The 26,925-nt window shown below is 47.4% G+C and carries 22 protein-coding genes and 1 other annotated feature; of the genes, 2 read left to right on the plus strand and 20 right to left on the minus strand.

The genetic code is table 11. The features are described from left to right. Nucleotides 1-29: 29 nt before the first annotated feature. From M1D59_RS15315 to M1D59_RS15345, 7 genes are all read right to left on the minus strand, one after another. Nucleotides 30-1,040 (minus strand): rod shape-determining protein, encoded by a 1,011-nt coding sequence (locus M1D59_RS15315; RefSeq protein WP_003184042.1) that lies wholly within the window; start codon nucleotides 1,038-1,040, stop codon nucleotides 30-32. A gap of 87 nt (nucleotides 1,041-1,127) precedes the next feature. Then, a complete protein-coding gene (radC, locus tag M1D59_RS15320) occupies nucleotides 1,128-1,802 on the minus strand; it encodes a RadC family protein (RefSeq protein WP_020452451.1) in 675 nt (224 codons plus the stop codon). A 54-nt stretch (nucleotides 1,803-1,856) separates the two neighbouring features. Continuing rightward, nucleotides 1,857-2,429 carry a Maf family protein gene (locus M1D59_RS15325; RefSeq protein ID WP_020452452.1) on the minus strand — a complete coding sequence of 191 codons (573 nt, stop codon included), beginning with the start codon at nucleotides 2,427-2,429 and terminating at the stop codon, nucleotides 1,857-1,859. Between the two features lie 150 nt (nucleotides 2,430-2,579). Continuing rightward, a complete protein-coding gene (locus tag M1D59_RS15330; RefSeq protein ID WP_041817272.1) occupies nucleotides 2,580-3,614 on the minus strand; it encodes an SPOR domain-containing protein in 1,035 nt (344 codons plus the stop codon). A 205-nt stretch (nucleotides 3,615-3,819) separates the two neighbouring features. Next, entirely contained in the window at nucleotides 3,820-4,569 is a 750-nt protein-coding gene (locus tag M1D59_RS15335; protein WP_020452454.1) for a prepilin peptidase, read from the minus strand. Nucleotides 4,570-4,721: 152 nt separating this feature from the next. Next, the gene (locus tag M1D59_RS15340) at nucleotides 4,722-6,020 is read right to left on the minus strand and encodes a bifunctional folylpolyglutamate synthase/dihydrofolate synthase (protein ID WP_187362334.1); all 1,299 of its coding nucleotides are present in this window, start codon (nucleotides 6,018-6,020) and stop codon (nucleotides 4,722-4,724) included. A gap of 82 nt (nucleotides 6,021-6,102) precedes the next feature. Further along, nucleotides 6,103-8,745 carry a valine--tRNA ligase gene (locus M1D59_RS15345; RefSeq protein WP_020452456.1) on the minus strand — a complete coding sequence of 881 codons (2,643 nt, stop codon included), beginning with the start codon at nucleotides 8,743-8,745 and terminating at the stop codon, nucleotides 6,103-6,105. Between the two features lie 60 nt (nucleotides 8,746-8,805). Continuing rightward, nucleotides 8,806-9,038, minus strand: a binding site (T-box leader). 166 nt (nucleotides 9,039-9,204) lie between these two features. Here M1D59_RS15345 and M1D59_RS15350 point away from each other — a divergent pair. After that, on the plus strand, nucleotides 9,205-9,396 hold the full coding sequence (locus tag M1D59_RS15350; RefSeq protein ID WP_020452457.1) for a hypothetical protein: 192 nt from the start codon (nucleotides 9,205-9,207) through the stop codon (nucleotides 9,394-9,396). An 18-nt stretch (nucleotides 9,397-9,414) separates the two neighbouring features. Here M1D59_RS15350 and ysxE read toward each other — a convergent pair whose 3' ends face one another. The 8 genes from ysxE to hemA form a co-directional block, all read right to left on the minus strand. Then, nucleotides 9,415-10,437, minus strand: coding sequence for a spore coat protein YsxE (gene ysxE / locus M1D59_RS15355; protein ID WP_020452458.1), 1,023 nt, complete (start codon nucleotides 10,435-10,437; stop codon nucleotides 9,415-9,417). 27 nt (nucleotides 10,438-10,464) lie between these two features. After that, on the minus strand, nucleotides 10,465-12,018 hold the full coding sequence (locus M1D59_RS15360; RefSeq protein WP_458117508.1) for a LysM peptidoglycan-binding domain-containing protein: 1,554 nt from the start codon (nucleotides 12,016-12,018) through the stop codon (nucleotides 10,465-10,467). Between the two features lie 148 nt (nucleotides 12,019-12,166). Continuing rightward, nucleotides 12,167-13,462: a glutamate-1-semialdehyde 2,1-aminomutase gene (gene hemL / locus M1D59_RS15365; protein WP_079289279.1), complete on the minus strand. Its 1,296-nt coding sequence runs from the start codon at nucleotides 13,460-13,462 to the stop codon at nucleotides 12,167-12,169. 25 nt (nucleotides 13,463-13,487) lie between these two features. Continuing rightward, nucleotides 13,488-14,462: a porphobilinogen synthase gene (gene hemB / locus M1D59_RS15370; RefSeq protein WP_020452461.1), complete on the minus strand. Its 975-nt coding sequence runs from the start codon at nucleotides 14,460-14,462 to the stop codon at nucleotides 13,488-13,490. A gap of 3 nt (nucleotides 14,463-14,465) precedes the next feature. Further along, a complete protein-coding gene (locus M1D59_RS15375; protein WP_458117509.1) occupies nucleotides 14,466-15,257 on the minus strand; it encodes a uroporphyrinogen-III synthase in 792 nt (263 codons plus the stop codon). Next, entirely contained in the window at nucleotides 15,247-16,188 is a 942-nt protein-coding gene (hemC, locus tag M1D59_RS15380) for a hydroxymethylbilane synthase (RefSeq protein WP_458117510.1), read from the minus strand. Before hemC ends, M1D59_RS15375 begins: the two co-directional genes overlap by 11 nt. Before the next feature lie 39 nt (nucleotides 16,189-16,227). Then, complete coding sequence (locus M1D59_RS15385) at nucleotides 16,228-17,058, minus strand: cytochrome c biogenesis protein (RefSeq protein ID WP_020452464.1); 831 nt, start codon at nucleotides 17,056-17,058, stop codon at nucleotides 16,228-16,230. Nucleotides 17,059-17,063: 5 nt separating this feature from the next. After that, nucleotides 17,064-18,425: a glutamyl-tRNA reductase gene (hemA, locus tag M1D59_RS15390; RefSeq protein WP_020452465.1), complete on the minus strand. Its 1,362-nt coding sequence runs from the start codon at nucleotides 18,423-18,425 to the stop codon at nucleotides 17,064-17,066. A gap of 188 nt (nucleotides 18,426-18,613) precedes the next feature. Between hemA and M1D59_RS15395 the strand changes: the two genes are divergently transcribed. Further along, complete coding sequence (locus M1D59_RS15395; RefSeq protein ID WP_020452466.1) at nucleotides 18,614-19,099, plus strand: hypothetical protein; 486 nt, start codon at nucleotides 18,614-18,616, stop codon at nucleotides 19,097-19,099. Between the two features lie 48 nt (nucleotides 19,100-19,147). Here the strand turns inward: M1D59_RS15395 and yihA are convergent, their stop codons facing one another. The 5 genes from yihA to tig all read right to left on the minus strand — a co-directional run bounded on the left by yihA (nucleotide 19,148) and on the right by tig (nucleotide 26,919). Beyond that, a complete protein-coding gene (gene yihA / locus M1D59_RS15400) occupies nucleotides 19,148-19,735 on the minus strand; it encodes a ribosome biogenesis GTP-binding protein YihA/YsxC (RefSeq protein ID WP_025811037.1) in 588 nt (195 codons plus the stop codon). Continuing rightward, on the minus strand, nucleotides 19,732-22,056 hold the full coding sequence (gene lon, locus M1D59_RS15405) for an endopeptidase La (RefSeq protein ID WP_020452468.1): 2,325 nt from the start codon (nucleotides 22,054-22,056) through the stop codon (nucleotides 19,732-19,734). Before lon ends, yihA begins: the two co-directional genes overlap by 4 nt. Before the next feature lie 216 nt (nucleotides 22,057-22,272). After that, nucleotides 22,273-23,928 carry an ATP-dependent protease LonB gene (gene lonB / locus M1D59_RS15410; protein WP_026579128.1) on the minus strand — a complete coding sequence of 552 codons (1,656 nt, stop codon included), beginning with the start codon at nucleotides 23,926-23,928 and terminating at the stop codon, nucleotides 22,273-22,275. Between the two features lie 182 nt (nucleotides 23,929-24,110). After that, nucleotides 24,111-25,376, minus strand: a complete 1,266-nt coding sequence (gene clpX / locus M1D59_RS15415; protein WP_003184083.1) for an ATP-dependent protease ATP-binding subunit ClpX — start codon at nucleotides 25,374-25,376, stop codon at nucleotides 24,111-24,113. 268 nt (nucleotides 25,377-25,644) lie between these two features. After that, entirely contained in the window at nucleotides 25,645-26,919 is a 1,275-nt protein-coding gene (gene tig, locus M1D59_RS15420; protein ID WP_020452470.1) for a trigger factor, read from the minus strand. Nucleotides 26,920-26,925 lie beyond the last annotated feature (6 nt).

Consider the following 26,925-nt stretch of genomic DNA (forward strand, 5'->3'; position numbering starts at 1 on the left):
ATTATACACCTCTTCTATTCCCTGTGTCCTTAATTTTTGCCTTTAAATAGATGAATTTGCTCGAGAGCTTTACCTGTTCCGATCGCTACACAGTCAAGAGGGTCTTCCGCAATTAAAACCGGCATTTTCGTTTCTTCGCTGATGACTTTGTCCAAGTGGCGCAGCAGCGCACCGCCTCCTGTCAGGACGATTCCGCGATCCATAATATCAGCCGCGAGTTCAGGCGGAGTTTTTTCAAGCGTATTTTTTACGGCATCGACAATTGCAGTCACAGTGTCGCGAAGCGCCGCTGTAATTTCTTTTTCAGTGATTTCAATCGTTTTCGGCAGACCTGTTAAAAGATCGCGGCCGCGGATTTCCATGCTTTCTCCGTTTTCAGAAGCTTCGGCAGAACCGATTTCAAGTTTGATCGCTTCCGCAGTACGGTCACCGATCATCAAGTTATATGTTTTTCTAATATAAGTAATGATTGCTTCATCCATTTCATCACCGGCAACGCGAATAGACTGGGATGTGACGATGCCGCCGAGGGAAATAATCGCGACTTCGGTCGTTCCGCCGCCGATGTCGACCACCATGCTTCCAGTCGGTTCCCAAACAGGAAGATTGGCTCCGATCGCCGCTGCAAACGGTTCTTCAATCGGATATGCATCTCTCGCCCCGGCCTGGCGCGTAGCGTCGATTACCGCACGCTGCTCAACCGCCGTAATTCCCGACGGGACACAAACCATGACATAAGGCTTTCTCGCAAATAAGCCTTTGTTTTTAACAGCTTTGCTAATATAATGTTTCATCATTGTCGCTGTTGTTTCATAATCAGCGATTACGCCATCTTTCATCGGGCGGAGGGCGACGACATTGCCGGGCGTACGTCCGATCATGTTTTTCGCATCGTTTCCGACTGCAACGATCTGCTTTGTATCTGTTTGCAGCGCAACGACGGAAGGCTCCCTGACGACAATTCCTTTACCTTTCACAAAAACAAGCGTATTCGCCGTTCCTAAATCTATTCCAAGGTCTCTCGCACCAATTCCAAACATTTGTATGTATCTTCCTTTCTTAAAACAATATTCCTAAGCAAAAACCCATAAATTCTATTATAGCTTAATTTAATGAAAAAAAAAGTGTTACAAATATCCTTTTTCTTTTAAGCTCACAAATTTTTGATCACCGATGATGATATGATCGAGCAATTCGATTCCAAGCAGCTGTCCGGACTCGTGAAGGCGCTGTGTAACTTCTATGTCTTCGCGGCTTGGAGCCGGATCTCCGGACGGATGATTGTGGACGCAGATGAATGAGGCTGCGGAGCGCTTTAAAGCTTCCTTAAACACTTCCCTCGGATGGACGATTGAAGAGTTCAAGCTTCCTATAAAAATTGTTCGCTTGTGGATCACCTGGTTTTTCGTGTTCAGATACAGGCATACGAAGTGCTCCTGAGACAGAAAGCGCATATCCCCCATTAAAAAATTGGCCGCATCTTCGGGAAAACGGATCACATAACGGTCTTTGCAGGCAAGGCTGTGAATGCGCCGGCCAAGTTCGAGCGCCGCCAAAATCTGCACGGCTTTGGCGCGGCCGATCCCGGAAATGCTTGAAAGCTCCTCAGCGGATGCTTCTTTTAACAAACGGAGGCCGTCAAACGTTTGAAGCAGCCGGCTTGAAAGCTGAAGAACCGATTCTTTTTTCGTCCCGGTTCTGAGCAGTATCGCGAGCAGTTCATGGTTTGACAAACTTTCGGCGCCTGTGTTGAGAAGGCGCTCCCGCGGCCTTTCTTCATCAGGAAAATCCTTTAATTTCAACGGCAGATCGCTTATGATAAACCCTCCCTTTTGATTCCCTTCTCGTTCGGTTTATCAAAAGGAGTGAAGATCGAACGTTTTCAGCATTCTCATCGTTTTGGAAATCGGAAGACCCACAACTGTATAATAGTCTCCCTTTATCTGTTTGACAAAAAGCGCGCCTTTTCCTTGTATTCCGTATGAACCGGCTTTATCAAACGGCTCTCCTGTAGCGATGTAAGCGCTGATTTCCTTTTCTTCAAGAGGCCAAAAAAAGACTTCGGTTTCTTCAAAAAATGTTTCGCATCTCTCGCCGTCCTTAATGCAGACGCCGGTAAGCACTGAATGGGTCTGTCCCGAAAGCATGCTCAGCATCCTTTTTGCATCTTCGGCATCTTTGGGCTTGCCCAAATAAGCCCCGTCATAAAGAACAATGGTGTCGGCGCCAAGCACGACGGCATCAGGATATTGTTCGGCTACTGCACGCACTTTTTGTTCCGCCAACCATTTGACGTTTTCTGCTGGTGAAAAGTTTCGAATTAATTTTTCTTCCGCGTTGCTCGTAACGATGCTGTATGGAATCTGAAGAAGATCGAGGAGTTCCTTTCTGCGGGGTGATTGTGAAGCCAATATGAGCTGTCGGGTCATAAGAAGACATCCTTTCAAAGGTTTTTGCATAGGAAAAAAAGATACCTGTTTTATCCTACCAAAAGAACGCCGCCGCCACAATTTCAGAAAAGTAACTTTTTAATGACAAAAATCGTGAAAATAAAAAAACCAGCGCCTCTGCTGGTTTTTTTATTTTATTTGGCTCAGCAATAGCTGCTGGCTTTTCCAGCCGTTGGCTGCGGTCGGTTTCTCAAGCAGGTTGACGGCTTCCAGTATGCTCTTCTTTACCTCTTCAGATTCTCCTTTTGATTTGGCGCCGTCAAGTTCAGCTTTGACATCAGCTATGTTTTGAGATGTAACCTCCGCGCCGAGAATCGCTTTTGCCGACAGCTCGGCCGCTTCTTTAAAAGGCTCTAGCAAACCGGGCTCGAGTGCAACCGGAAGCTCTTTTCCGCCCCACGCTTCAAAATCGTTTTCGATTAATATTTTGCCAATTTCAGATGTCATCTGTTTTTCCCCTGTTATTCCGGCGATCACATAAAATCCGTCGTCTTTGGCAATCGAAACGGCGGCATACCCCTTGTCTGCGATTTGAGAGGCCAGCGTCTCCGCTCCTTCTTTAGATGAAAACTTGCCGGCCTGAACGGCAAAGCTTTTAAAAGATTCTCCCGCTTGTCCGCTATTTTTTTGTCCGCTCTTTTTCTCTTCGGCACCTGAGTCACCGGCTTTTACCGCCTGTCCGTTTTCCGCATCCGCACCCAAGCTGCCGGATGCCGGCACTCCTTCTTTATGGGTTGCGAGATTCAGCGCGAACAGCCCGAGTCCCGTGCCGAGCAACACAGCAAAGATAATGGTTGCAGCAAAGCGCTTCAAAGGAAACGTAAGGGACATTTTCGCTTTTCGGTTGTTTTTAGCCTCGTTTTTCTTTTGATAAGGCGCCACCACTTTGGGATCGTCTTTGTACACGGTTTCTTCTTCGTCTGGAGGCGTCCATGTAAATTCATCTGTTTCAGGTGCGCCGTCCTCTTTTGAAGCCGATATTTCCCGTTCCGCCTTTCTCTTTTCTTCCCAGTTTGAAAAGGTGAACTTCTTTTCTTCATTTCTGTTGGAAAACTCTTTTTCATTTCCGTAGATGGTCTCTTCTCTGCCATTGATCATCACTTTAAGCGGGTCTTCCTGGGGCACTTTTTTAGCTGAGTTTTTCTTGCTCTTCCGTTTTTTCATGTGGCTTCCCTCGCTTTCCGTTTATTGTTTTATATTGAGATTAGGCGGCAGATTGGCCGCTCTCTATACGATCGGCAGAGGGAAGCCAGAAGGAAGGAGGAGTTCTCCCAAAGGCTGTCCCTCTTATTGTCCACACTTTATCACAGCCTCAAAAAAAAAGAACAAGACTTTTGTCGTCTTGCCCAAAAAGGTTTCGTCAAATTTTTCACCACCGTGCCATTTGAAGATACCACTCGATCATTGGATTGCCATAGAAACAGCTTATCAGCGTCCCGATCAGAATCGCGGGAGCAAACGGCATAGGTTCATTTTTCTTTAGCTTTCCTGCCAGCAATGCAATCAGACCAAGCACCGTTCCTGCGGCTGCCGAAAGGAAAAAAGCGAGAATGAGGAGGCGGCTGCCGAGCGCCATGCCGAGCACCGCAAACAGCTTTACGTCCCCCCAGCCGATCCCTCCTTTCGTCAAAAGCAGCGTCAAGAGCGGAAGCATGCCGCCGGCAAACGCACCGCTTAAACCGGAATGCCACGGCTCGAGGGGAACAAGAAACCGTCCGACAGCAAAGACAATCAGGAAAAAACAAAGCACAGCATCCGGAATGACCATATGTGTCACATCAGATACAAAGACGATCAAAAGCAGGGAAATAAGAGCAAGCACAATAACCAGCTCCCCCTGATGCCCAACCTGCATACCAGCAAACGCAAACAGGATGGCGGCGGAGAGCTCAACTGCCGGATACACGATCGATATCGGGGTTTGACACCCCTTGCACCTCCCCCGCTGCATCAAATAGGACAAAACAGGTATCAGCTCCGCGAGGCCCAGCTTTCTTTTGCAAGCCCGGCAGAGGGAACGCGGAGCAATCAATGATATCTTTTCAGGGATGCGGCGCCCGGCTGAACTAAAAAAGGAACCGAGCACTAACCCCGCCGTAAAAAGGTAAAAGATGAACATCACTATCAGCCTCGCACAATCAAATTTAACCGCTTCATGGGAAAAAACGGCTTCCTGAGGCTGTTATTTTAGCAAATATGAAGCGCCTCCGCTTTTCATAAAACATAAAAATGCGCAGTCAGCCGATGGCCAAAAGCGCATTTTTATGTTTTTTATTCAGTTAAAACTGCCCTGACAGCGGAAATAAAGTAAAGCGACCCGGTAACAATGACCACCGCTTTTTCATCTTCAGCTTGTTCTTCGATATAGCGGAAAACAGAGCCGATGTCTTCATCACATGTTTTATGATCAGCGGTACTTTGCTCAAACAGCTTTTGAGCGGATTCCGCTCTCGGAAAATCAAAAGATGTGAAGTGAATCGATGACGCAAACGACTCGATTTTGCGGATCATGTCTCTGTACGGCTTATCTTTGAGAGCACTGAAGCATACGTGAATATTTCGCCCGTCGAAGTGGGACGTGATCGTCTCGGCCAGCCGCTCTACCCCTTCTTTGTTATGAGCGCCGTCGATATAAACGAGAGGCCTGTTCAATACCTTCTCAAACCGGCCGGGCCATCCCGCCTTATGAATGCCGCGTTTCAGCTCTTCTTCGCTGATGGCCGCATGTTTTTCGGCTGTCAGCCATTCGGCCGCAAGTATGGCCAGAGACGCGTTTTGCCGCTGATGGGTGCCGATCAGGCTTGTTTCAATTCTTTCATAACGATGTAACGGTGTTTTCAGTGAAAACTGCTCTCCATCGGGCAGTGAACGCTCTCCGGACAGCTCGCAATCCTCATGAAGGGATATAAAAGCAGATTCTGTCTCCATCGCCTTTCGCTTTATCACTTCAGCTGCTTCACGCTGATGAACAGCTGTGATAACAGGAACGCCGTGTTTGATGATTCCCGCCTTTTCTGCGGCAATCTCTTTCAGCGTGCCGCCTAATATTGCCATATGGTCATGGCCGATCGAAGTGATGACCGTTAACATCGGCTTCACGACGTTTGTCGAATCCAAACGGCCGCCTAATCCCGTTTCAAAAATAACAAAATCGGTGCGCCGGTATTTAGCAAAATATAAAAATGCGCATGCCGTAATAATTTCAAATTCGGTGGCGGCTCCGAATTCGGTTTTTTCAAGCTCAAGGACGAGAGGCCCGACCTCATTAAAGAGCGCCGTCCATTCGTCGTCCGAGATCGGTGCGCCGTCAACGCTGATCCGTTCGTTAAAGGTAATGATATACGGTGATGTGAAGGTGCCTGCTGTATAACCGGCTTCATTTAATACCGTACGGAGAAAAGCGATCGTTGAACCTTTTCCGTTTGTTCCGGCGACATGAATCGCATTAAGCTTTTTCTCGGGGTGCCCGAGCTTTCTCAGAAGCCATTCCATTCGTTCCAAACCCGGCTTCACGCCGAATTTAAGCCTTCCGTTAATCCAGCTGAGTGCTTCATCAAACGTTTTGAACAAGCGAATTCCTTCCCTTCAATTGATGAAGGTGTTTTCCAGCACCTTTAGAAAGACCTGGAAAACACCTCCTTTTTTCGTGTGATTAATTTTTCAATTCGGCGATTCTTTTTTCTACAGCTTCACGTTTTGCCGTATAATCGGCTTCTTTCGCCCGCTCTTCTTCAATGACATGTGCAGGCGCCTTTTTCATAAATCCTTCGTTGCTTAATTTCTTTTGAACCCGTTCAACTTCCTTCGTCAGCTTATCGAGTTCTTTTTGCAGGCGGCTGATTTCTTCCTCAATGTTAATCAGACCTTCGAGCGGCAAAATCAGCTCGGCGCCGGATACGACAGCGGTCATCGCTTTATCGACCGCCTGAATATCCGTTCCGATTTGAAGAAGGCTCGGATTCGTAAAGCGTTCCACGTACGAACGGTTTTCTTCAAGTCGTTCGGCGATTTCCGGCGTGCTTGTTTTAATATAAAGCTCAATCTGCTTGCTGAGCGGCGTGTTGACTTCGCTGCGGATGTTCCGTACAGCGCGGATGACTTCAACGAGAAGCTTCATATCCGCCGCTGCTTCGGTGTCCGTATATTCTTTAACAGCTGCAGGCCACTTGGCGACTGTAATGGATTCCCCTTCGTGAGGAAGATGCTGCCAGATCTCCTCCGTCAGGAAAGGCATAAACGGATGCAACAGGCGCATCGTTTGATCCAGCACATACGCTAAAATAGAGCGGGTCGTCTTTTTCGCCGCTTCATCTTCACCGTAAAGCGGAAGTTTAGCCATTTCGATGTACCAGTCGCAGAAATCATCCCAGATAAAATTGTAGAGATGGCGGCCAACCTCGCCGAATTCGTACTTGTCAGCCAGCTGTGTCACAGTTTCAATCGTTTCATTCAACCTTGTTAAAATCCACTTATCGGCAACTGATTTTTCTCCTGACAGATCAAGCTCTTCGTATGTCATGCCGTCCATGTTCATCAGGGCGAACCTTGATGCGTTCCAAATCTTGTTCGCAAAATTCCATGTTGACTCCACTTTTTCAAAGCTGAAGCGTAAATCCTGTCCTGGAGAGCTTCCCGTCGCAAGGAAGTAGCGCAGCGAATCCGCTCCGTACTTATCGATCACATCCATCGGATCGACGCCGTTTCCGAGCGATTTGCTCATTTTGCGGCCCTGGTCGTCGCGGATGAGCCCGTGGATCAAAACATCTTTAAACGGACGTTCTCCGGTAAATTCGATACCTTGGAAGATCATTCTGGATACCCAGAAGAAAATGATATCGTATCCTGTGACAAGGACGTTCGTCGGATAGTAACGCTTGAAATCTTCCTCATCGATATCCGGCCAGCCCATCGTTGAAAACGGCCAAAGAGCGGAACTGAACCATGTGTCAAGAACGTCTTTGTCCTGCTCCCAGTTTTCGGCATCTTCAGGAGCTTCAGCGCCCACATAGATTTCCCCCGTTTCTTTATGGTACCACGCAGGAATACGGTGGCCCCACCAAAGCTGGCGGGAAATGCACCAGTCGCGGATATTTTCCATCCAGTGCAGATACGTTTTTTCAAAACGGTCAGGGACGAAGTTGACTTTTCCTTCGCTTTTTTGCAATTCGATGGCGGCATCGGCAAGCGGCTGCATTTGCACGAACCACTGCGTTGACAAATACGGCTCAACGACTGCTCCGCTGCGTTCGCTGTGGCCGACCGAATGCGTATGTTCTTCAATCTTGAACAGCACGCCCTCTTCCTGAAGATCTTTCACGATCTGCTTGCGGCATTCAAAACGGTCCATGCCTTTATATTGAAGCGCCTTGTCATTCATTGTGCCGTCTTCATTCATAACGAGAATGCGTTCAAGGTTGTGGCGGTTTCCGATTTCAAAGTCGTTCGGATCATGGGCAGGTGTAATTTTGACGGCACCTGAGCCGAATTCCATATCGACGTAGTCGTCTCCGACAATCGGAATTTCCCTTCCTGTGATCGGCAGAATAACCGTTTTTCCGATTAGGTGTTTGTACCGCTCGTCTTCCGGATGTACCGCAACCGCTGTATCGCCGAGCATCGTTTCAGGACGGGTCGTCGCAATTTCAATCGAGCCTGAACCGTCTTTCAACGGATAGCGCATATGATAGAACGCGCCTTGTACGTCTTTATAGATGACTTCGATGTCAGACAGAGCCGTTTTAGTGGCCGGGTCCCAGTTAATGATATATTCTCCGCGGTAAATCAGCCCTTTTTCATATAGCTTCACAAATACTTCGCGAACCGCTTTAGAAAGCCCTTCATCAAGGGTGAAACGCTCCCTTGAATAGTCAAGGCCAAGGCCGATTTTCGCCCATTGGCTGCGAATAAAATCGGCATATTCCTCTTTCCATTTCCATGTTTCTTCAAGGAATTTTTCGCGGCCGAGATCATAGCGCGTTTTTCCTTCTTCGCGAAGCTTCGCTTCTACTTTTGCCTGAGTTGCAATACCGGCGTGATCCATACCCGGCAGCCAGAGCACGTCATAGCCCTGCATCCGTTTCATTCTTGTCACGATATCCTGCAAGGTGGAATCCCAAGCATGCCCCAAGTGCAGCTTACCCGTCACATTCGGCGGGGGAATGACAACGGTGTACGGTTCTTTTTCAGGGTCGTTTTTCGCTTCAAAAAATTTGCCGTTCACCCAATAGTCGTATCTGTCTTTTTCAACTGCAGACGGATCGTATTTTGTCGGCATCGTCAGTTCTTGATTATCCATTTTCAAACCTCCAACAGTATTAAACGGCTGAACAATAAAAAAGAGCCCTCTCGATCCTGTTAAAAGGACGAAGAGAACTCTCTCGCGGTACCACCTTTTTTCATGAATGCGAAAAAAACGCATTCACGCACTTAAATGGGATAACGGGACTTTCCCGAATTTCTCTACTTTTTGTTCGAGAAATTGCGCTCCTGGGCGACCTTCCAAAAAAGACTGACTGGGAGCCTTTCAGCGAACCGGCTTCCCTCTCTGCAAGCGTCTGTTTTTGTACTCTTCCCATTCAAAGCGGGTGATCATTGACTTTTCAGCACGTACTTTTTCTTTTTCTTATATTACTAAATCTTTTTCATTTTCGTCAATCATCTTTTCCGTTTTTCTCTTGTTTTATACGATACTGGGCCATGCACACAAGCTCCTTTTCCTCATATGATGCTGTAACGATAAGAGAGGAGGCATAAGATGCGAAAAAAATTCAACACACATTCATTCCAGCCGTGGCTGAAGCAAGTCAGGCTTGTTGCTGTTCAAGTCGTCCTCCCGATCACGATCTTCCAGGGCATACGCACGATCATCTTTCCGACCACATTTGATGTCCTCCTTTTGGGCATTCTCATATTCCTTGCGTGCGCCTTTCACCTTGACTGGATATAAGCACGAAAAAAGTCCGCATCATGATGATGGGGACTCTGTTTCTTCCTGCAGTTTTCTGTTTTCTTCCGTCTCGTGAATGCTCATCACAAGCGGTTCGGCGTTTTTCATTTGCCAGTACGCCTTCAAAAGCGTTGTACAGGCTTCTTTTTCTCCGGGCCCCTTCTCAAGGTCGTAGCGGTTCAGCACACCGAATACAGGCCCGGGGTAAGCCATATAGCTGAGGAATAAGCTGATTTCTTCCTCCCGCAAAGGATAGACATTGTGATACGTATAAAACCAGTTTACACATTCCGTGCACATCACGGGATTCGTCTTAAACATTCTTGTAAAAAATACGATGAGATCGTTCGCTGGGGGCCCGTGTCCCGCTTTCTCAAAGTTCGTAAAGTAACCCGTTCCGGTATCGTTATAGAGAAAATGCCGGACGGACAGCTGCCCGTGGTTTAAAACCATTCTCGAAGACTCTTTGTCTTTCATGGTCTCATACCACTCTTCAAGGCGGGCAAGCGCAAAGTCTGCAGCTGATATCGTCTCTTTGAAATACATGGCTGCCTGAAGCTGGAACGGGGACATATACCATTCGTTTTCCGCTCTTGAGATGAATTCTTCATATTTCTGTTTTTGCTGTTCCCATTTCCGTTTTGTCCGTTCATAGTGCCCGAGTATTTCTTCCCGCCTCACACCGAGCTCTTTTTCCGTTCGCTGGTGAAGAAGAGCGATTTCTTTAAACATATATTCGTGTTTTTGGTCACGCTCTTCCTCTCTTTCAAGGGTAAGCCAAGGCATGAGATAACAGACATCTTCTCCGGCTTGCGTTAAAAATTCGCCCGTGCGATTTCGATAGACGGGAACAAACTGCCTGTAGCCTTTTTCCTCCAGCAAGATCATCTGTTCTGTGAAGCGGGCGTTTCTTGAAGCCGCCAATTTTTTCAGGGCGAATACACCGTGATCCGTATACACTTTCCATACCTTTGGACTGACCGATTCCATATATTCAGGCGTAAGACCGTACTCATTTAAAACAGACTGGATGCCTTCCATCGGCTTCACCACATTTTTATCAATGCATTAGGCATGGCTGCTTTGATAATCCGGTATATAAAGGATCTGTCCCTCTTTTAATTCCTCGTCAAGGGAAAGGGAATTCATCCGGATGAGCTGCTGGACATTAATATCATAGCGCTCGCACAAAAGATCAATGGTATCGTTTTGCTGAACGATGCACATCCTCATTCGAGTAAACTCCTCCTCTCCCTGTTTTGTAAACAGCTTTGTCAAATAGAGAGCATTGTCATTCTCCTTCGCTGACACTTCCTGGTCGTCTGCTGCCGGCATCTCATCTCTTTCTTCTTCAGGCTCCGTCTGCTCATGAAACGAATATTCCGGGATTTCAATGGTATGCCCGGCTTCCTCTTCTTCATCAATCGCTTCTGCTTCCTGTGTCACTTCAACTTCAAACGTCTCAGGCTCCCTGTCATTCTGGTCTTCCTCCAAAAGAGGCGGAACACCGTAGAACGGGGTTTCTTTCGGTTTATCATGAGGTTGATAAGCCCTTTGGAGCGGCTCCGGCTCTTCTTCCGCTTCTTCCCTTTTTAACTCGTATTCTTCCGGCTTTGCTTCTTTCTCCTCTTTCAGCTCATATTCTTCCGGCTTTGCTTCTACTTTCTCCCTTTTCAGCTCATATTCTTCCGGTTTTGCTTCTACTTTCTCCCTTTTCAGCTCATATTCTTCCGGTTTTGCTTCTACTTTCTCCCTTTTCAGCTCATATTCTTCCGGTTTTGCTTCTACTTTCTCCCTTTTCAGCTCATATTCTTCTTCCGGTTTTGCTTCTACTTTCTCCCTTTTCAGCTCATATTCTTCTTCCGGATGTTCAAGAGCGGCGTCTTTTGGATTTTCCATTTCGCGCTTCGTCCGCTCTGCCGCAGACAAAGACGCTGTAAAAAACGGCTTTGTTTCCTCTGTATCGTCTCCGAGAAACGACTGGTAAATCGGAACCGCTTCCGCATCGGTATCAGTTTCTTCTGCTTCTTCATACGGCTGTTCTTCGTCCTGCTCTTCATAAGATCTGTCAAGCTGAATCAAAAATTCTTCCTCTTTACCCTGTTTTTCGTCGTTTGAAGGTGATCTGAAGGCAGGCTCAAGCTCCTCTTCCGGCTGGACGGCCGCAGGCATAGTACGCGGTTCTTCTTCTCCGGCTTCACCGCTTACATTCAAGAGGCCTTCAATCGCCAAATCAGCTTGAATCGTCAGCATCCTCGCATCTGTCAGCTGATAATCGAAAGCATCAATAAAAACAAATACGTCGTTTAAATGATTGACCTTGTCTTTCGGGATAGTGATATCCACTGGGAAACAATGCGTCAGCTCTGCGCTGCCGTCCCCTTTCAGCTTTACATCTTCCACAAATCGGCTTGTCGCAGGCAGCTCTGCATATTCCCGGGTTTGATCTATGTTGTATTCGCCTGTCAGCTCTAATGACCCTCGTATGGATACATAATCATTTACTTCCTGAACGGTAATGTCAGGATCCAATGAAATCGATAATAATTCGGATACTTCCTGTCCTTTTTGAAAACAGATTGACTCTTCTACAGAAAATTGCAAACGATTGTTTTGCGGCAAACTGATATCCTCCCTTCACCTAATTTTTAAAATTAGATGTCAGTAAAGATGTATGAGAAAAGCAGGCAGAATATGAACAGAAAAATCATAAGCCGTTACCGGCACCATGCAAAAAAGAGCCGCCGGCAATGTCCGGCAGCCCTTTTCTTTATCTGGAGCGGCTGATTCTTTCGAATACGCGTTCAGCAGCTTGAATCGTATGCTCAATGTCGTCATCCGTATGAGCGGTTGACAAGAACAGCCCTTCAAACTGTGAAGGCGGGAGAAACACGCCTTCATCGGCCATCCCTTTATAATATTCGGCAAACAGTCCGAGATCAGACTGTTTCGCTGTATCATAATTGATGACCGGTTCATTTGTGAAGAAAAAGCCGATCATAGACCCCGCTCGATTAAATGTACACGGAATGCCATTTTTCCCGGCAGCTTCAGAAATTCCTTTTTCCAAACGGTCTGCTTTGCGGGAGAATTCCTGGTAGGATTCAGGAGTCAGCTGTTTCAATGTTTCGAGTCCGGCTGTCATGGCAAGCGGGTTGCCGGACAGCGTGCCGGCCTGATAGATCGGACCGCTCGGCGCAATTTTCTCCATGATTTCCGCCTTTCCTCCATAAGCGCCGACAGGAAGACCGCCGCCGATCACTTTTCCGAGGCAAGTCAAATCAGGCGTCACTCCGAAATAGCCTTGCGCACAGTTGTAGCCCACCCTGAAGCCTGTCATTACTTCATCAAAAATCAGCAGAGCGCCATGCGTCTCAGTCAGCTCGCGAAGCCCTTCGAGGAACCCTTTAACCGGAGGTACAACACCCATATTGCCCGCGACAGGTTCAACGATAACGCCGGCAATGTCCTCTCCGAATTCCTGAAAGACAAGCTTCATGCTTTCCAGATCATTGTAAGGAACGGTAATCGTGTTTTTTGCAATGCTTTCCGGAACTCCGGGGCTGTCAGGGAGGCCGAGCGTTGCTACTCCAGAGCCCGCTTTAATCAGCAGGGAATCACCGTGTCCATGGTAGCAGCCTTCAAATTTCACGATTTTGTTACGGCCTGTGTAACCGCGCGCCAGCCGCAAGGCGCTCATCGTCGCCTCCGTACCGGAGCTCACCATCCGAACGATTTCTATGGAAGGAACGCGGTCGATGACAAGCTCGGCAAGCTCGGTTTCCAGTTCTGTCGGTGCACCGAAGCTTGTCCCGTGTTCTGCCGTCTTTTGAATTTCTTTCACCACTTTTTCATTGCTGTGTCCTAAAATAAGCGGTCCCCATGACAAGACATAATCGATGTATTCGTTTCCGTCAATATCATAGATTTTTGATCCTTTTCCCCGCTCCATAAAAATCGGGTCCATGTTCACTGATTTAAAGGCTCTGACCGGGCTGTTCACCCCGCCAGGCATGACTCGTTGCGCCTCCTCGAATGCCGCTTTAGACTTCTCATAGCTCCGCATCCTCTAAAACCCCCAGTTCAAATTCTTATTCCGAAATCCATTTTGCCGCATCTTTTGCAAAGTACGTAATGATCAAATCAGCGCCCGCCCGTTTCATGCTTGTCAGCATTTCGAGAACAAGAGCTTTTTCTTCAATCCAGCCGTTTTGGGCCGCGGCTTTGACCATCGCATACTCCCCGCTTACATTGTATCCGACAACAGGCAGGTTAAATTCGTTTTTCACTTCTCTGACGATATCAAGATATGAAAGCGTCGGCTTGACGATCAGGAAATCGGCGCCTTCTTCCACATCGGATTTTGCCTCCCGGAGAGCCTCCCTGCGGTTGGCATAATCCATTTGGTACGTCTTGCGGTCGCCGAACTGCGGACTGCTTCCCGCGGCATCGCGGAACGGGCCGTAAAACGCGCTCGCATATTTTACAGCGTACGACATGATCGGCACATTTGTAAATCCTTCCTGATCAAGCGCATCCCTGATGGCGGCAACGAAACCGTCCATCATGTTTGAAGGCGCAATAATGTCAGCGCCTGCACGGGCTTGGCTGACAGCGGTTTTTGCCAAAAGAACGAGCGATTCGTCATTTAGTATTTCACCGTTTTCCACAAGGCCGCAGTGACCGTGGTCCGTGTACTCGCATAGGCATGTATCTGCGATAACGACAAGCTCAGGAAAGTCTTGTTTAATTTGCGCAATCGCTTTTTGAACGATGCCGTGGTTGTGATAGGCTCCGCTTCCCACATCATCTTTGTGTTCAGGCACGCCGAAGACGATCACAGATTGAATGCCGAGGCCTGCGACTTCCTCCATTTCCTCTTTCAGCCGGTCCAAAGACAGCTGGTATACGCCCGGCATGGACGGAACTTCGCTTTTAACGTTCTCTTCCTCGGTTACAAATATCGGATAAATGAAGTCAGATGCTCTTAACTCGGTTTCTCTTACCAATTTTCGCATACCTGCTGTCGTCCGCAGGCGGCGGTGTCTTTGAAATGATGCTTCCATTTGTCATTCTCCCTTTCTTGAAATGCGGCATATTTCACGCAGCATTCCGTCGATTGTATAGACGTCCGGCATATATGAAGGAATTCCGTAGTCCGACAGCGCCTTCTTTGTCATAGGCCCGATCGTAATAAAAGCCGTACCGTTCTTTTCGGCCCACGTTCTGCTCTCCTCTTTCAAAATGGACATGAATGTATGTACCGTCGAGGAGCTGGTAAATGTCACAAAATCAAAAGACGCGTGTTTTGCTGCTTCCTTAAGCTCCAGAATTCCTTTTTCATCACGAACGGTTTCATACAAAATCCATTCCGAAACTTGAATTCCGAGCGGAGTGAGGGTTTTCTTGATGACGTCCCGGGATAAATTTCCTTTTAAAACGGCCACTTTATCATGACGGCCGGCATTTCGCTTCAGTGCCTCCGCCAAATGTTCAGCCACGTATAACTCAGGCATCAGATCGACAGAAAGACCCCTGTCGCGCAAATACCTGGCCGTTTTTTCACCGACAGCGGCAACCTTGGCCTTTGATACGAAAGGAACGCTGAACCCGGCGTTCTTCAAATAAGAAAAAAAGAATTTTGCCCCGTTCACGCTTGTAAAAACAAGCCAGTCCGCGCTTTCAAGATCTGCTCGAAAGCGCTGGGCCTGTTCTCGCGGGAGGGCGGGCCGAAACGAAATCAATGACGTTAAAACAGCTTCTCCGCCCAAAGCCTCCACCTTTTCCCTGAAGGATTGGGCTTGGGCTTTATTGCGGGTGACGAGCACTTTCTTTCCCTGTAAAGGAAGATCATGCTTCATTGTCTTCCAGCTCCTGTTTCACACGGTCAATCAGTGCCTTTGCTCCTTTTTCCGACATGACCGCCGCGCATTCTCTGCCGACAGCCTCCGGATCTTTTCCTTTTACTGTTTCTCTGTATGCGGTTTTTCCGTCAGGCGATGCCACAAGACCGGTCAGTTCGATGACGCCGTCTTCGTCCATCGTCGCAAATCCGGCGATTGGCACTTGGCAGCCGCCTTCCATCGCATGAAGAAAAGCACGCTCGGCCGTGACGGTCAGCTGTGTGTAGCGGTCGTTCAGGCGCGAAAAGAGGGACAGCAGATCCTCATCCGAGCCTCTGCACTCGATCGCCAACGCGCCTTGCCCAACGGCGGGAAGGCAGCTCTCTGGATCAAGAAATTCGGTGACGACATCGTCCTTCCAGCCCATTCTTGACAGGCCGGCCGCTGCTAAAATAATCGCGTCGTAATCTTCGGTTTCAAGTTTTTTCAACCTTGTATCGATATTTCCCCTGATCCACTTGATCTCAAGGTCGGGGCGCATTTGCAAAAGCTGCGCGCTTCTTCTGAGGCTGCTCGTGCCGATAACCGCATCTTGTTTCAGGTCGGCCAGCTTTTGACGGCTTTTTGAAATGAGAACGTCCCTGGCATCTTCCCGTTTTGGAATGCAGCCGACCACCAGCCCTTCGGGAAGCGCCGACGGCATGTCCTTCATGCTGTGAACGGCCATATCAATTTCCCCGGAAAGCATCGCCTGTTCGATTTCTTTGACGAACAGGCCTTTCCCGCCGACCTTTGACAGCGTAACATCCAAGATCCGGTCGCCTTTTGTAACGATTTCCTTTATTTCAAACGTGAAATCCGGATTTAATTCCTCCAGCTTTTTGATCACCCATTTTGTCTGGGTCATCGCCAATTTGCTTCTTCTTGAGCCTACAATGATGTTTCTCATGTTTTCTTCCTCCCAATCCGTCACGGGCAACCGTTTTAACTAACTAAACCAATGAAATTGCGAAAAGCTGCCGAGCAAAAAGAAATTGATTAAAAGAACAAGAAAAGACGCGGTATTCCACATGGCCGCGATCCTTCCCTGCAGCTCTTTGACAATCCTGATAAATAAATAGTATCCGTATAAAAAAAGCAGCACGATCGATCCGAGCACTTTCGGATCCGCCCAGTACAGGGTTTCAAGCGATACATACGACCAGATAATCCCCAGAATCAGACTCAGCAAAAGCATAGGAACGCCGATGAGATTAAGGACATAAGCCATATGATCAAGTTTTGGCAAATCTTCGATTCGTAAGAGCCATTTCCCCCACTTTTTCTTTTTCAATAAACGGTACTGAAAAAGATACAGCACGGAAAAGACAAACGACAATGAAAACGCTCCATACGAAAGAATCGCCATTGTAATGTGGATGATCAAGAGCTCGGACACGAGCCTTCCCGAAAGCTCCGCCGACTGCTGGGCCGTCGGTGTAAACGTGTGGATCGCCGCCATTGAAAAGCCGATGAGATTGGTGAAAAAAACGAGAAATTCCACTTTCAAAAGCTTCGTCAAAACGAGAGACAGCGTGACAAGCACCCACGCGTAAAAATAAAGCCCCTGCGCATTATTCAAAACAGGAAACTGATCTGTGTACTGCATGAAATAAAAAAGGTATACCGTCTGCAGAATCCAGACAATAGAAAGCAACCAGAAGGCCGCTTTTCCCGCCTTCCGGTTGTGCTGTAAAAAGTCTATAAAATAAAAGAGGACGGTGAGCGCGTACAACACGATTGTAACTTCGTTAAGCCTTGCTAACAATGTGTCTGTCATGTCTGTCACTCGCTCGCGATAGAAGTCAAACCCTGCTGGTTTTGCCGCTTAAACGCATGAACCGGCTGGCGTTCGTCTTGATTCTCTCCGTCAGGAAAAGCCGCTTCTTCAATATCAAAAATCTGCGTAAACAGTGCAAGCTTTTCTTCGGCATCAGCTTCTGACGCAAACTCCTTCACTTTTAAAATCGGGTCGCGCAAGAGCTGGTTGATAATGCTTTTCGTATGCTTGTTTAAAAGTTTTTTCTCTCTTGTGCTCAAGTGAGGGAGCTTCCGTTCGATGCTCTGCATCGTTTCCGCCTGGATTGTCAAAGCTTTTTCCCTGAGAGCAGAGATGACCGGCACGACGCCGAGCGTATTCAGCCATTGTTTAAAAGCGACGATCTCAGCTTCAATAATCAGCTCCACTTCTTCAGCAACGGCCTGACGCTCCTTCAGATTTTCTTCCACGATCCCTTCAAGATCGTCAATATCGTACAGAAAGACGCCTTCCACATCGCTGAGAGCCGGGTCAAGATCCCGCGGCACGGCAATATCCACCATAAAAAGCGGACATCCTTTGCGAAGCTTATTGACATGTTCGATCATCTCTTTTGTGACGACATAGCCGCTTGCGCCCGTTGAACTGATGAGAATGTCGGCTTCCATTAAAGCGCATTGCAGCTCATTTAAGCTTTTCGCCGCGCCTGAAAAACGGCCGGCAAGCTCCTTCGCTTTTGAAAATGTTCTGTTGATCACGGTAACCTGTCCGATTCCGTGGCCGTGCAGGTTTTGAACCGCAAGCTCTCCCATTTTGCCCGCGCCGAGAATCAGCACGTGTTTATCGGAAAGGTCGCCGAAGATTTTCCTGGCAAGCTCGACGGCTGCATAGCTGACGGATACAGCATTTGAAGCAATGTCCGTTTCGGCATGGCAGCGCTTCGCGACGGTGACAGCCTGCTTAAACAAATAGTTGAAAACGGTACCAATTGTCTTCTCTTCCTGAGCCAGCTTAAAACTTGTACGCACTTGGCCTAAAATCTGCGTTTCTCCAATAACCATCGAATCCAATCCGCACGATACGCGGAACAAATGTTCAACGGCTCCGTCGTTTTCATAAAACTTCAAGTAAGGCGAAATGTCCTCTTTGCTTAGTCCGAACCAGTTCGCCAAAAACATTTTCATATAATAACGCCCGGTGTGCAGCTGATCAACGACTGCATACAGCTCTGTCCGGTTGCATGTCGACACGATGATATTCTCAAGTATGCTTTTTTCTTCTTTCAATTGCGACATCGCCTGCCCCAGCTCATCCGGCTGAAAGGTTAACTTTTCACGTATATCAACAGGGGCTGATTTGTAATCCAATCCCACGACAAGTATATGCATAACTCTTGCTTGCACCCCCAGCATCTATCTAAATTAGAATGATTATAATATAGAATTTATTATTCAAAACGATTATAACATATATTCACTATTTTCTCTTCCCAAAATGTGAACAGATTTTAAAAAATTGATGTGATATAGTAGAAAATGTGTTTCTATTTCTTTCACTACATCAAGAAGGTGATACTTTGAAAAAGAAATCTGTTTTGCTTCCATTGCTGTTGATAGCCGTGGCTGTCTACGCCTTTCTGCGGTCGGGCCGGATCAGCCTGTTTGACGGACAGGAAGAATGGTCTGTACTTGCGGGGCTCATCGGGCTGGCTCTTTTTTATCAGGGGCAGAAGGAAGCCGATTCCGCCCATTCCTTTGCAGGGCTCTTCATGACAGCGATCGGCGTTTATTTCACATTTAAAGAGGACTATTTCAGCCGCGCGGATGATTTTGCGGTCATCGTGCTGATCCTCGGTGCGGCGCTTCTTGTCAAATCGTTTAAGACGAAAGAATATCAATATGAGAGTCTGCTGATGATCGCAGTCGCCCTCTATCTTTATTTTTTCCGGCAGATTGCCGCCTGGCTGAAGACGGCGAATATCGAGACGGCATATGTAGAAGCTTATTGGCCGGCCGCTTTTATCGCGGTTAGTCTGCTTTTATTATTCTTAAAAAGAAAATAGTTTATTCAAGAAAAAGCACTTGCATCAATCCCGCAAGTGCTTTTTCTTTTATCTCGCGATCATTTGCTCGATCGCCGACCACGCTTCTTGTTTACCCTTTTTCGTCTCGGAGGAAAACAAGATGAGCTGGTCTTCTTTTTCTATATTGAGCGTCTCTTTGACGACTTTGGCATGCTTTTCCCATTTACCTTTAGGGATTTTATCCGCTTTTGTCGCAATCACGATCACAGGAATTTCATAATGCTTTAAAAAGTCGTACATGATGACATCATCCTGTGAAGGAGCATGCCTGAGGTCGACGATTTGGACGACCGCTTTCAGTTCTTCGCGGGATGTCAAATACGTCTCTATCATACGGCCCCAAGCCTCGCGCTCCGTTTTGGAGACTTTCGCAAATCCGTAACCGGGCACATCGACAAAGTGAAGGACATCGTTAATGATATAAAAGTTTAATGTCTGTGTTTTGCCCGGCTTTGATGATGTCCTCGCTAAGTTTTTACGGTTGATCATTGTATTGATAAATGACGATTTTCCGACATTAGATCTCCCGGCAAGGGCGATTTCCGGCAGCCCCCCTTCAGGGTACTGCTCGGGTTTCACCGCACTGATGACAATCTCTGATTTCGTTACTTTCATTTCTCTTCTCCTACTAGCGCATGCTTTAGAACTTCGTCCAGGTGAGCGACAGGAATGAAGGTTAAGCCTTCCCGCACGCTGTTTGGAATGTCCTCAATGTCTTTTTCATTATCTTTCGGCATAATGACAGTCTTTAAGCCGGCACGGTGTGCGCCGAGCGCCTTTTCCTTCAAGCCGCCGATCGGAAGGACGCGGCCTCTTAACGTGATTTCGCCGGTCATGCCGACATTTCGTGAAACAGGTCGGCCCGTCAGCGCCGAAACAAGAGCTGTCGCCATTGTGATCCCCGCGGATGGCCCGTCCTTCGGAACGGCCCCTTCCGGCACGTGAATGTGAATATCGTGTTTTTCATGAAAATCAGGGTTGATGTTTAACTCTTCTGCTTTTGAACGGACATAGCTGAATGCGGCTTGTGCCGACTCTCTCATGACATCGCCGAGCTTTCCGGTTAAAATGAGCTTGCCTTTCCCGGGGGAAAGAGACACTTCGATGGACAGCGTATCTCCGCCGACCGTCGTGTAGGCAAGACCTGTGACAACGCCGATCTGATCGTCGAGCTCAGCCTGTCCGTACCTGAACATTCTTTTTCCTAAATAGTCTTCAAGGTTTTTGTCCGTGACCGTAATTCTTTTTCTTTCCCCTGATACGATCAGCTTCGCCGCTTTTCTGCATATCGCTGCGATTTGGCGTTCAAGACTTCTGACGCCGGCTTCCCTCGTATAATAGCGAATAACATCAAGGACAGCCTGCTCCCGTATTTGCAGATTGGATTTTTTCAGACCGTGTTCTTTCAGCTGTTTTGGAAGCAGATGGTCTTTGACGATTTCGACCTTTTCCACTTCCGTATAGCCCGCGATCGTGATGATCTCCATACGGTCTCTGAGCGGACCCGGGATTGTGGCCAGGTTGTTCGCGGTCGCAATAAACAAAACCTTTGATAAATCAAACGTCTCTTCAATATAATGGTCGCTGAACGTATGGTTTTGTTCAGGATCGAGCACTTCCAGCATCGCTGAAGCAGGATCTCCCCTGAAATCCGAAGCCATTTTGTCAATCTCGTCCAAAAGGAACACGGGATTGTTCTTGCCTGCTTTTTTCATCCCCTGAATAATGCGGCCCGGCATGGCGCCTACATATGTGCGGCGGTGGCCACGGATTTCGGATTCATCCCTCACGCCGCCAAGGGAAATGCGGACAAATTTGCGTCCGAGCGATTTGGCGATCGATTTGGCCAGCGAGGTTTTTCCGACACCCGGAGGTCCGGCCAAGCATAAGATCGGTCCTTTTAACGAGCGGGTCAGCTTTTGGACTGCCAAATATTCGAGAACCCGTTCTTTCACTTTTTCAAGTCCGTGATGTTCTTCATCAAGAATTTGACTGGCGAGATTTAAATCAAGCCTGTCTTCTGTTGCATCATTCCATGGGAGGGAAATAAGCCATTCAATATAATTGCGGATGACAGAACTTTCAGCTGAGCTTGACGGAATTTTTTCGTACCGGTTTAGCTCTTTAAACGCGGTTTCTTTCACATTGTCAGGCATGCCGGCCTGTTCGATTTTCTCAGTCAGCTTTTGGACCTCGCCCGTTTTTCCTTCTTTATCGCCAAGCTCTTTTTGGATGGCTTTCATCTGCTCGCGCAGGTAATACTCCTTTTGCGTTCTTTCCATTGAACGCTTGACGCGCTGCCCGATCTTCTTTTCAATCTCAAGGACTTCTTTTTCGTTGTGAATCAGGTCGATCACTTTGTTTAATCTGGCTTTGACATCGATCGTTTCCAGCACTTCCTGCTTGTCTTTCAACTTAAGCGGCAGGTGGGAGGCGACGATATCGGCCATTCTTCCCGGCTCTTCAATATCTGTCACAGCGGCAAATGTTTCAGCCGATATTTTTTTCGAAATCTTTATGTATTGATCGAAGTGGTCAAGCAATGTGCGCATGAGTGCTTCATCTTCAACATCTTTTTCAGTCTCTTCATCGATTCGTTCGATTTTTACAGACGTATATTCATCTAAATCATGGTACTCAAGAATGCGGGCGCGCTGCAGCCCCTCCACCAAAACGCGGATCGTTCCGTTCGGCAGCTTGAGCATCTGCTTGATTTTTGTATAGGTTCCGAATGTAAAAATCTCGTCTTCATCCGGTTCGTCTATGGATATGTCCTTTTGTGTTGCCAAAAAAATCATATGGTCATTCATCATCGCCTGTTCAAGCGCCTGAACCGACTTTTCACGCCCGACGTCAAGGTGCAAAACCATCGTCGGATAGACGAGTAAACCTCTTAAAGGGAGGAGCGGGATGTTTCGTTTCGTTTCATCTGCCATTTTGACTGACACCTCCGTAACTTTAGTATGAACCATTATAATATACTTTTTTTATCCCTGTACAATTGTAAGCCCGGCGAAATAAAAAGGGTCTCCTGTAGTATACCCTTTCTTTCAGTTCTGAAAAAGGAAAAGATGTCCTCCGCTAAGAAAACATGCCGGCGCCTGTCGGAGAAAACCGGCCCGAAAAAAATCCCCATCTGAAATGATGGGGATTTATACGGATTCTCTTTTCATCTGAGCGCCGTCAGGCATTTCTGAAGGAGGGTTGACCAATGCAAGGTCCAGCACTTCCTGCAAGGTTTTGACGGGAATGATATGTACGCCTTCTATCCGCTTTAAAATCGACTGGACATTTTCGTGCGGAATAATAACCGTTTTTGCCCCCGCATGCTTGGCCGCTTTGATTTTCGGAATCACGCCGCCGATCGGCTTTACCCGGCCGTTCAGGCTGATTTCCCCCGTCATGGCGACAGTATGGTCTATCGGAACCTTATGAATGGCGGAGAAAATGCCCGCCGCCATGGCAATTCCTGCAGATGGTCCGTCAACCGGGATACCGCCGGGGAAATTCACGTGAATATCATAATCCGAAGCTTTTACTCCCATTGTCCGCAATACAGTCATGACATTTTCGACCGACCCTTTCGCCATGCTTTTCCGTCGGATCGATTTTGACTGGTTGCCGATATTCTCTTCTTCTGCGATGCCTGTGATATTAATCGATCCCTTATCAGCAGCCTTGTTGACTGTGACTTCAATTTCGAGCAGCGAACCGCTGTTAGGGCCGTGGACGGCAAGTCCGTTGACGATGCCGACCTGCGGTTTGGAGGCGATTTTTTGTTCGTATTTCGGTGTCAGCTGGCTCGAATGGATCACCCATTCGATATCTTCAACCGTCACCTCGTCGCGCTCTTCAGTCAAAGCCATTCCGGCGGCGATTTGCATCATATTGACGACTTCGCGGCCATTTCTCGCATACCGCGTCAACAGGTCAAGTCCTTCCTCTGCGACTTTCTTCTGAATCTTATCAGCCGCTTTTTTGGCGACCGTTTTTAATTCTTGCTTTTCAAGGTCGCGGAAGAACACTTCCAGACATCTCGACCGAATCGCTGGCGGGATTTCGTCAGGCATCCTCGTCGTCGCGCCGATCAGTCTGAAATCCGCCGGCAGCCCGTTTTGAAAAATGTCGTGGATGTGTTTGGGGATTTGCGTGTTTTCTTCACTGTAATAGGCGCTTTCCAAAAACACTTTCCGATCTTCAAGCACCTTCAGCATTTTATTCATTTGAATCGGATGAAGCTCTCCGATTTCGTCGATGAATAATACCCCGCCGTGCGCATGCGTAACGGCTCCCTGCTTTGGCTGAGGAATTCCGGCCTGCCCCATCGCTCCGGCACCCTGATAAATCGGATCGTGGACCGATCCGATCAACGGGTCGGCGATTCCCCGCTCGTCGAAGCGGGCCGTTGTCGCGTCAAGCTCGACAAAGACGGAATGTTCCTGGAACGGTGAGCGCTTGTTCTTTTTCGCTTCTTCGAGGACAAGCCTTGCAGCTGCGGTTTTCCCTACACCTGGAGGGCCGTAAATAATGACATGCTGCGGATTTGGTCCGCAAAGGGCGGCTTTCAGCGCTTTAATGCCGTCCTCTTGGCCGACGATGTCTTTAAAAGATGTCGGCCTCACCTTTTCTGATAACGGTTCTGATAAATGGATTGATCTCATTTTCCGGAGCTGTTCCATCTCTTTTTTGGACTCTCTGTCTATCGTAACCTTTTGGGTTCTTTGATTCTTGAGCAGATTCCAAAAATATAATCCGATGATGATCCCGAAAAATAGTTGTACAAAAAGTGCAATGCTCGTCCAGCTCAACTGATGGTCCCTCCTGAAATGGTTTCGTATCTTTAAGTATGTCAGATAGTATTTCCTGATCAGGGAGGGAATAAACGTACAGAAAGGGATAATTTTGCTTTTGGAAACCGTCACTTTTTTCTGTATGGCGACGGTTTCCAAATGCAAAAAAAGAACCTCCTTTGGCTAGGAGGTTCTCTGCATTATGCTGAAGTTTTTTTGTCTTTATTGACGACCGTGCCGTCTTTCATAATGAGACGCGGCGGTTCGCCGTCAGTGACGGTTTTGCCTGTAATCACGCATTTTTCAATATCCTCGCGTGACGGCAGATCGAACATCACGTCGAGCATGATTCCTTCGATAATGGAACGAAGTCCGCGTGCTCCTGTTTTACGTTCAATTGCTTTTTTAGCGATTTCTGTGAGCGCTTCGTCTTCAAATACAAGCTCCACATCATCCAGCTCAAGCATTTTTCTATATTGTTTAACAAGTGCGTTTTTCGGTTTTGTTAAAATTTCAACCAGCGCTTTTTCATCGAGTGGTTCAAGGCTTGCGATGATCGGGAGACGGCCGATGAATTCAGGGATCAGACCGAAGCGAAGCAAGTCTTCCGGAAGGACTTTGGAAAGAAGCGCTTCTTTTTCAAGATCTTCATGCTTGTTGTCAGAGCCGAAGCCGATGACCTTTTGACCGAGACGGCGCTTGATGATTTGCTCGATTCCGTCAAAAGCTCCGCCGCAAATGAACAGGATGTTCGTTGTGTCAATCTGGATGAACTCTTGATGAGGATGCTTTCTTCCGCCTTGTGGAGGAACGCTTGCAACCGTACCTTCAAGAATTTTAAGCAGAGCCTGCTGAACGCCTTCACCTGATACATCGCGTGTAATTGAAGGGTTCTCGGACTTTCTGGCCACTTTATCGATTTCATCGATGTAGATAATGCCTTTTTCCGCTTTTTCAACATCGTAGTCAGCAGCCTGAATCAGCTTAAGCAAAATGTTCTCCACATCTTCACCGACATAGCCTGCTTCAGTAAGCGAAGTGGCATCTGCAATGGCAAACGGCACATTCAGGATGCGGGCTAGTGTTTGAGCAAGAAGCGTTTTTCCGCTTCCAGTCGGTCCGATCATGGAAATATTACTTTTTGACAGCTCGACATCATCGACTTTGCTGTTCGAATTGATCCGCTTGTAATGATTGTAGACGGCCACGGCAAGGGATTTTTTTGCCTGGTCCTGGCCGATGACGTATTCATCAAGAATCTCGCGGATTTCCTTTGGTTTTGGGACATCTTTGAACTCCACTTCTTCTTCAGAGCCGAGTTCCTCTTCTACAATTTCAGTGCAAAGTTCGATGCACTCGTCACATATATATACGCCTGGTCCGGCGACAAGCTTGCGTACCTGATCTTGTGTTTTTCCGCAAAACGAGCATTTTAATTGTCCTTTTTCCTCGTTGAATTTAAACATTCTTTCACCCCTTATATCCTTGTCATTCCTGTTTCTTCGTTAAAAGAAACATCGCTTGAAAACATTCGTTCCATTATGTATTGCATTTTACCACACTTTCCAAAAAGGCGATAACGTTGTGTTTGCCGTTCGGCATATTCAATATGTATGTTGATCAAAACGACATTATCTATCCTTTCCCAAAGAAAAGATGATAAGTCAAAATTGTATAAAACAAGGCACGAAACATTCGCGCCCTGTTTTATATAAAGTATGATTATGAAACATATTAACGGTTTTCTACAAGAAAATCAATTGCTTTGCGAACTTTTAAGTCCTCTTTCATTCCTTCTGTAGAACCGATTGCTTGTTTGATGTTTTCAACAGGCATGTTGTACGCTTCAGCCATTTTAGAAAGCTCTTCTTCGACTTCTTCGTCAGTGACTTGAAGGTTTTCAGCTTTGGCGATCGCTTCCAGTGTCAGGTTGGATTTCACGCGTTTTTCAGCATCCTCTTTCATTTGCTCTTTCAGCGCGTTTTCATCCTGTCCTGAGAATTGGAAGTAAAGCTCAAGGTTCATGCCTTGCATTTGCAGACGCTGTTCGAATTCTTTCATCATGCGGTCAAGCTCTGTGTCGATCATCGCTTGAGGAATGTCAGCTTCAGCGTTTTCAGCTGCTTTTACGACAAGCTCTTCGCGAAGTTTAGCGTCCGCTTCGTTTTCTTTTGCTTCCTCGAGACGTTTTTTCGTTTTTTCAGTCAGCTCGGCAAGCGTTTCAACTTCCTCATCGACATCTTTCGCAAACTCGTCATTAAGCTCAGGAAGCTCCTTCGCTTTGATTTCGTGGATTTTCACTTTGAATACGGCAGGTTTGCCCGCAAGCTCTTCCGCATGGTATTCCTCAGGGAATGTTACTTCTACGTCTTTTTCAGCACCGGCTTCAAGTCCGACAAGCTGATCTTCAAAACCTGGAATGAAAGAGCCTGAACCGACTTCAAGGGAATAGTTTTCCGCTTTTCCGCCTTCGAACGCTTCGCCGTCTACGAATCCTTCGAAGTCAAGAACAACAGTGTCCCCTTCTTCCACTTTGCCGTCTTCTTTTACAACGAGTTCAGCCTGGCGCTCTTGAAGAGACTTCAGTTCATTTTGAACGTCTTCATCCGTTACGGCAGTATCGTCTTTTTCAATGCCAAGGCCTTTGTATTCGCCAAGTTTCACTTCAGGCTTAACCGTTACCTTCGCAGTGAAGATCAGGTTTTCGCCTTTTTCGATTTTTTCCACATCGATTTCCGGGCGATCAACAGGCTCAATGCCCGCTTCCTCTACCGCTTTCGGATACTCGACAGGAAGCAGGATGTCCAGCGCATCCTGATAAAGCGCCTCAACACCAAAACGCTGTTCAAACAAACCGCGCGGTACTTTCCCTTTGCGGAATCCAGGAATGGATACTTGCTTTACGACTTTTTTAAATGCATCATCAAGGGCTTTATTAAAGGTATCGGCATCTACCTCAACCGTTAAAACGCCTTCGTTTCCTTCTTGCTTTTCCCATTTTACTGACATGTGTTT

Source organism: Bacillus sp. PK6-026 (assembly GCF_054161455.1).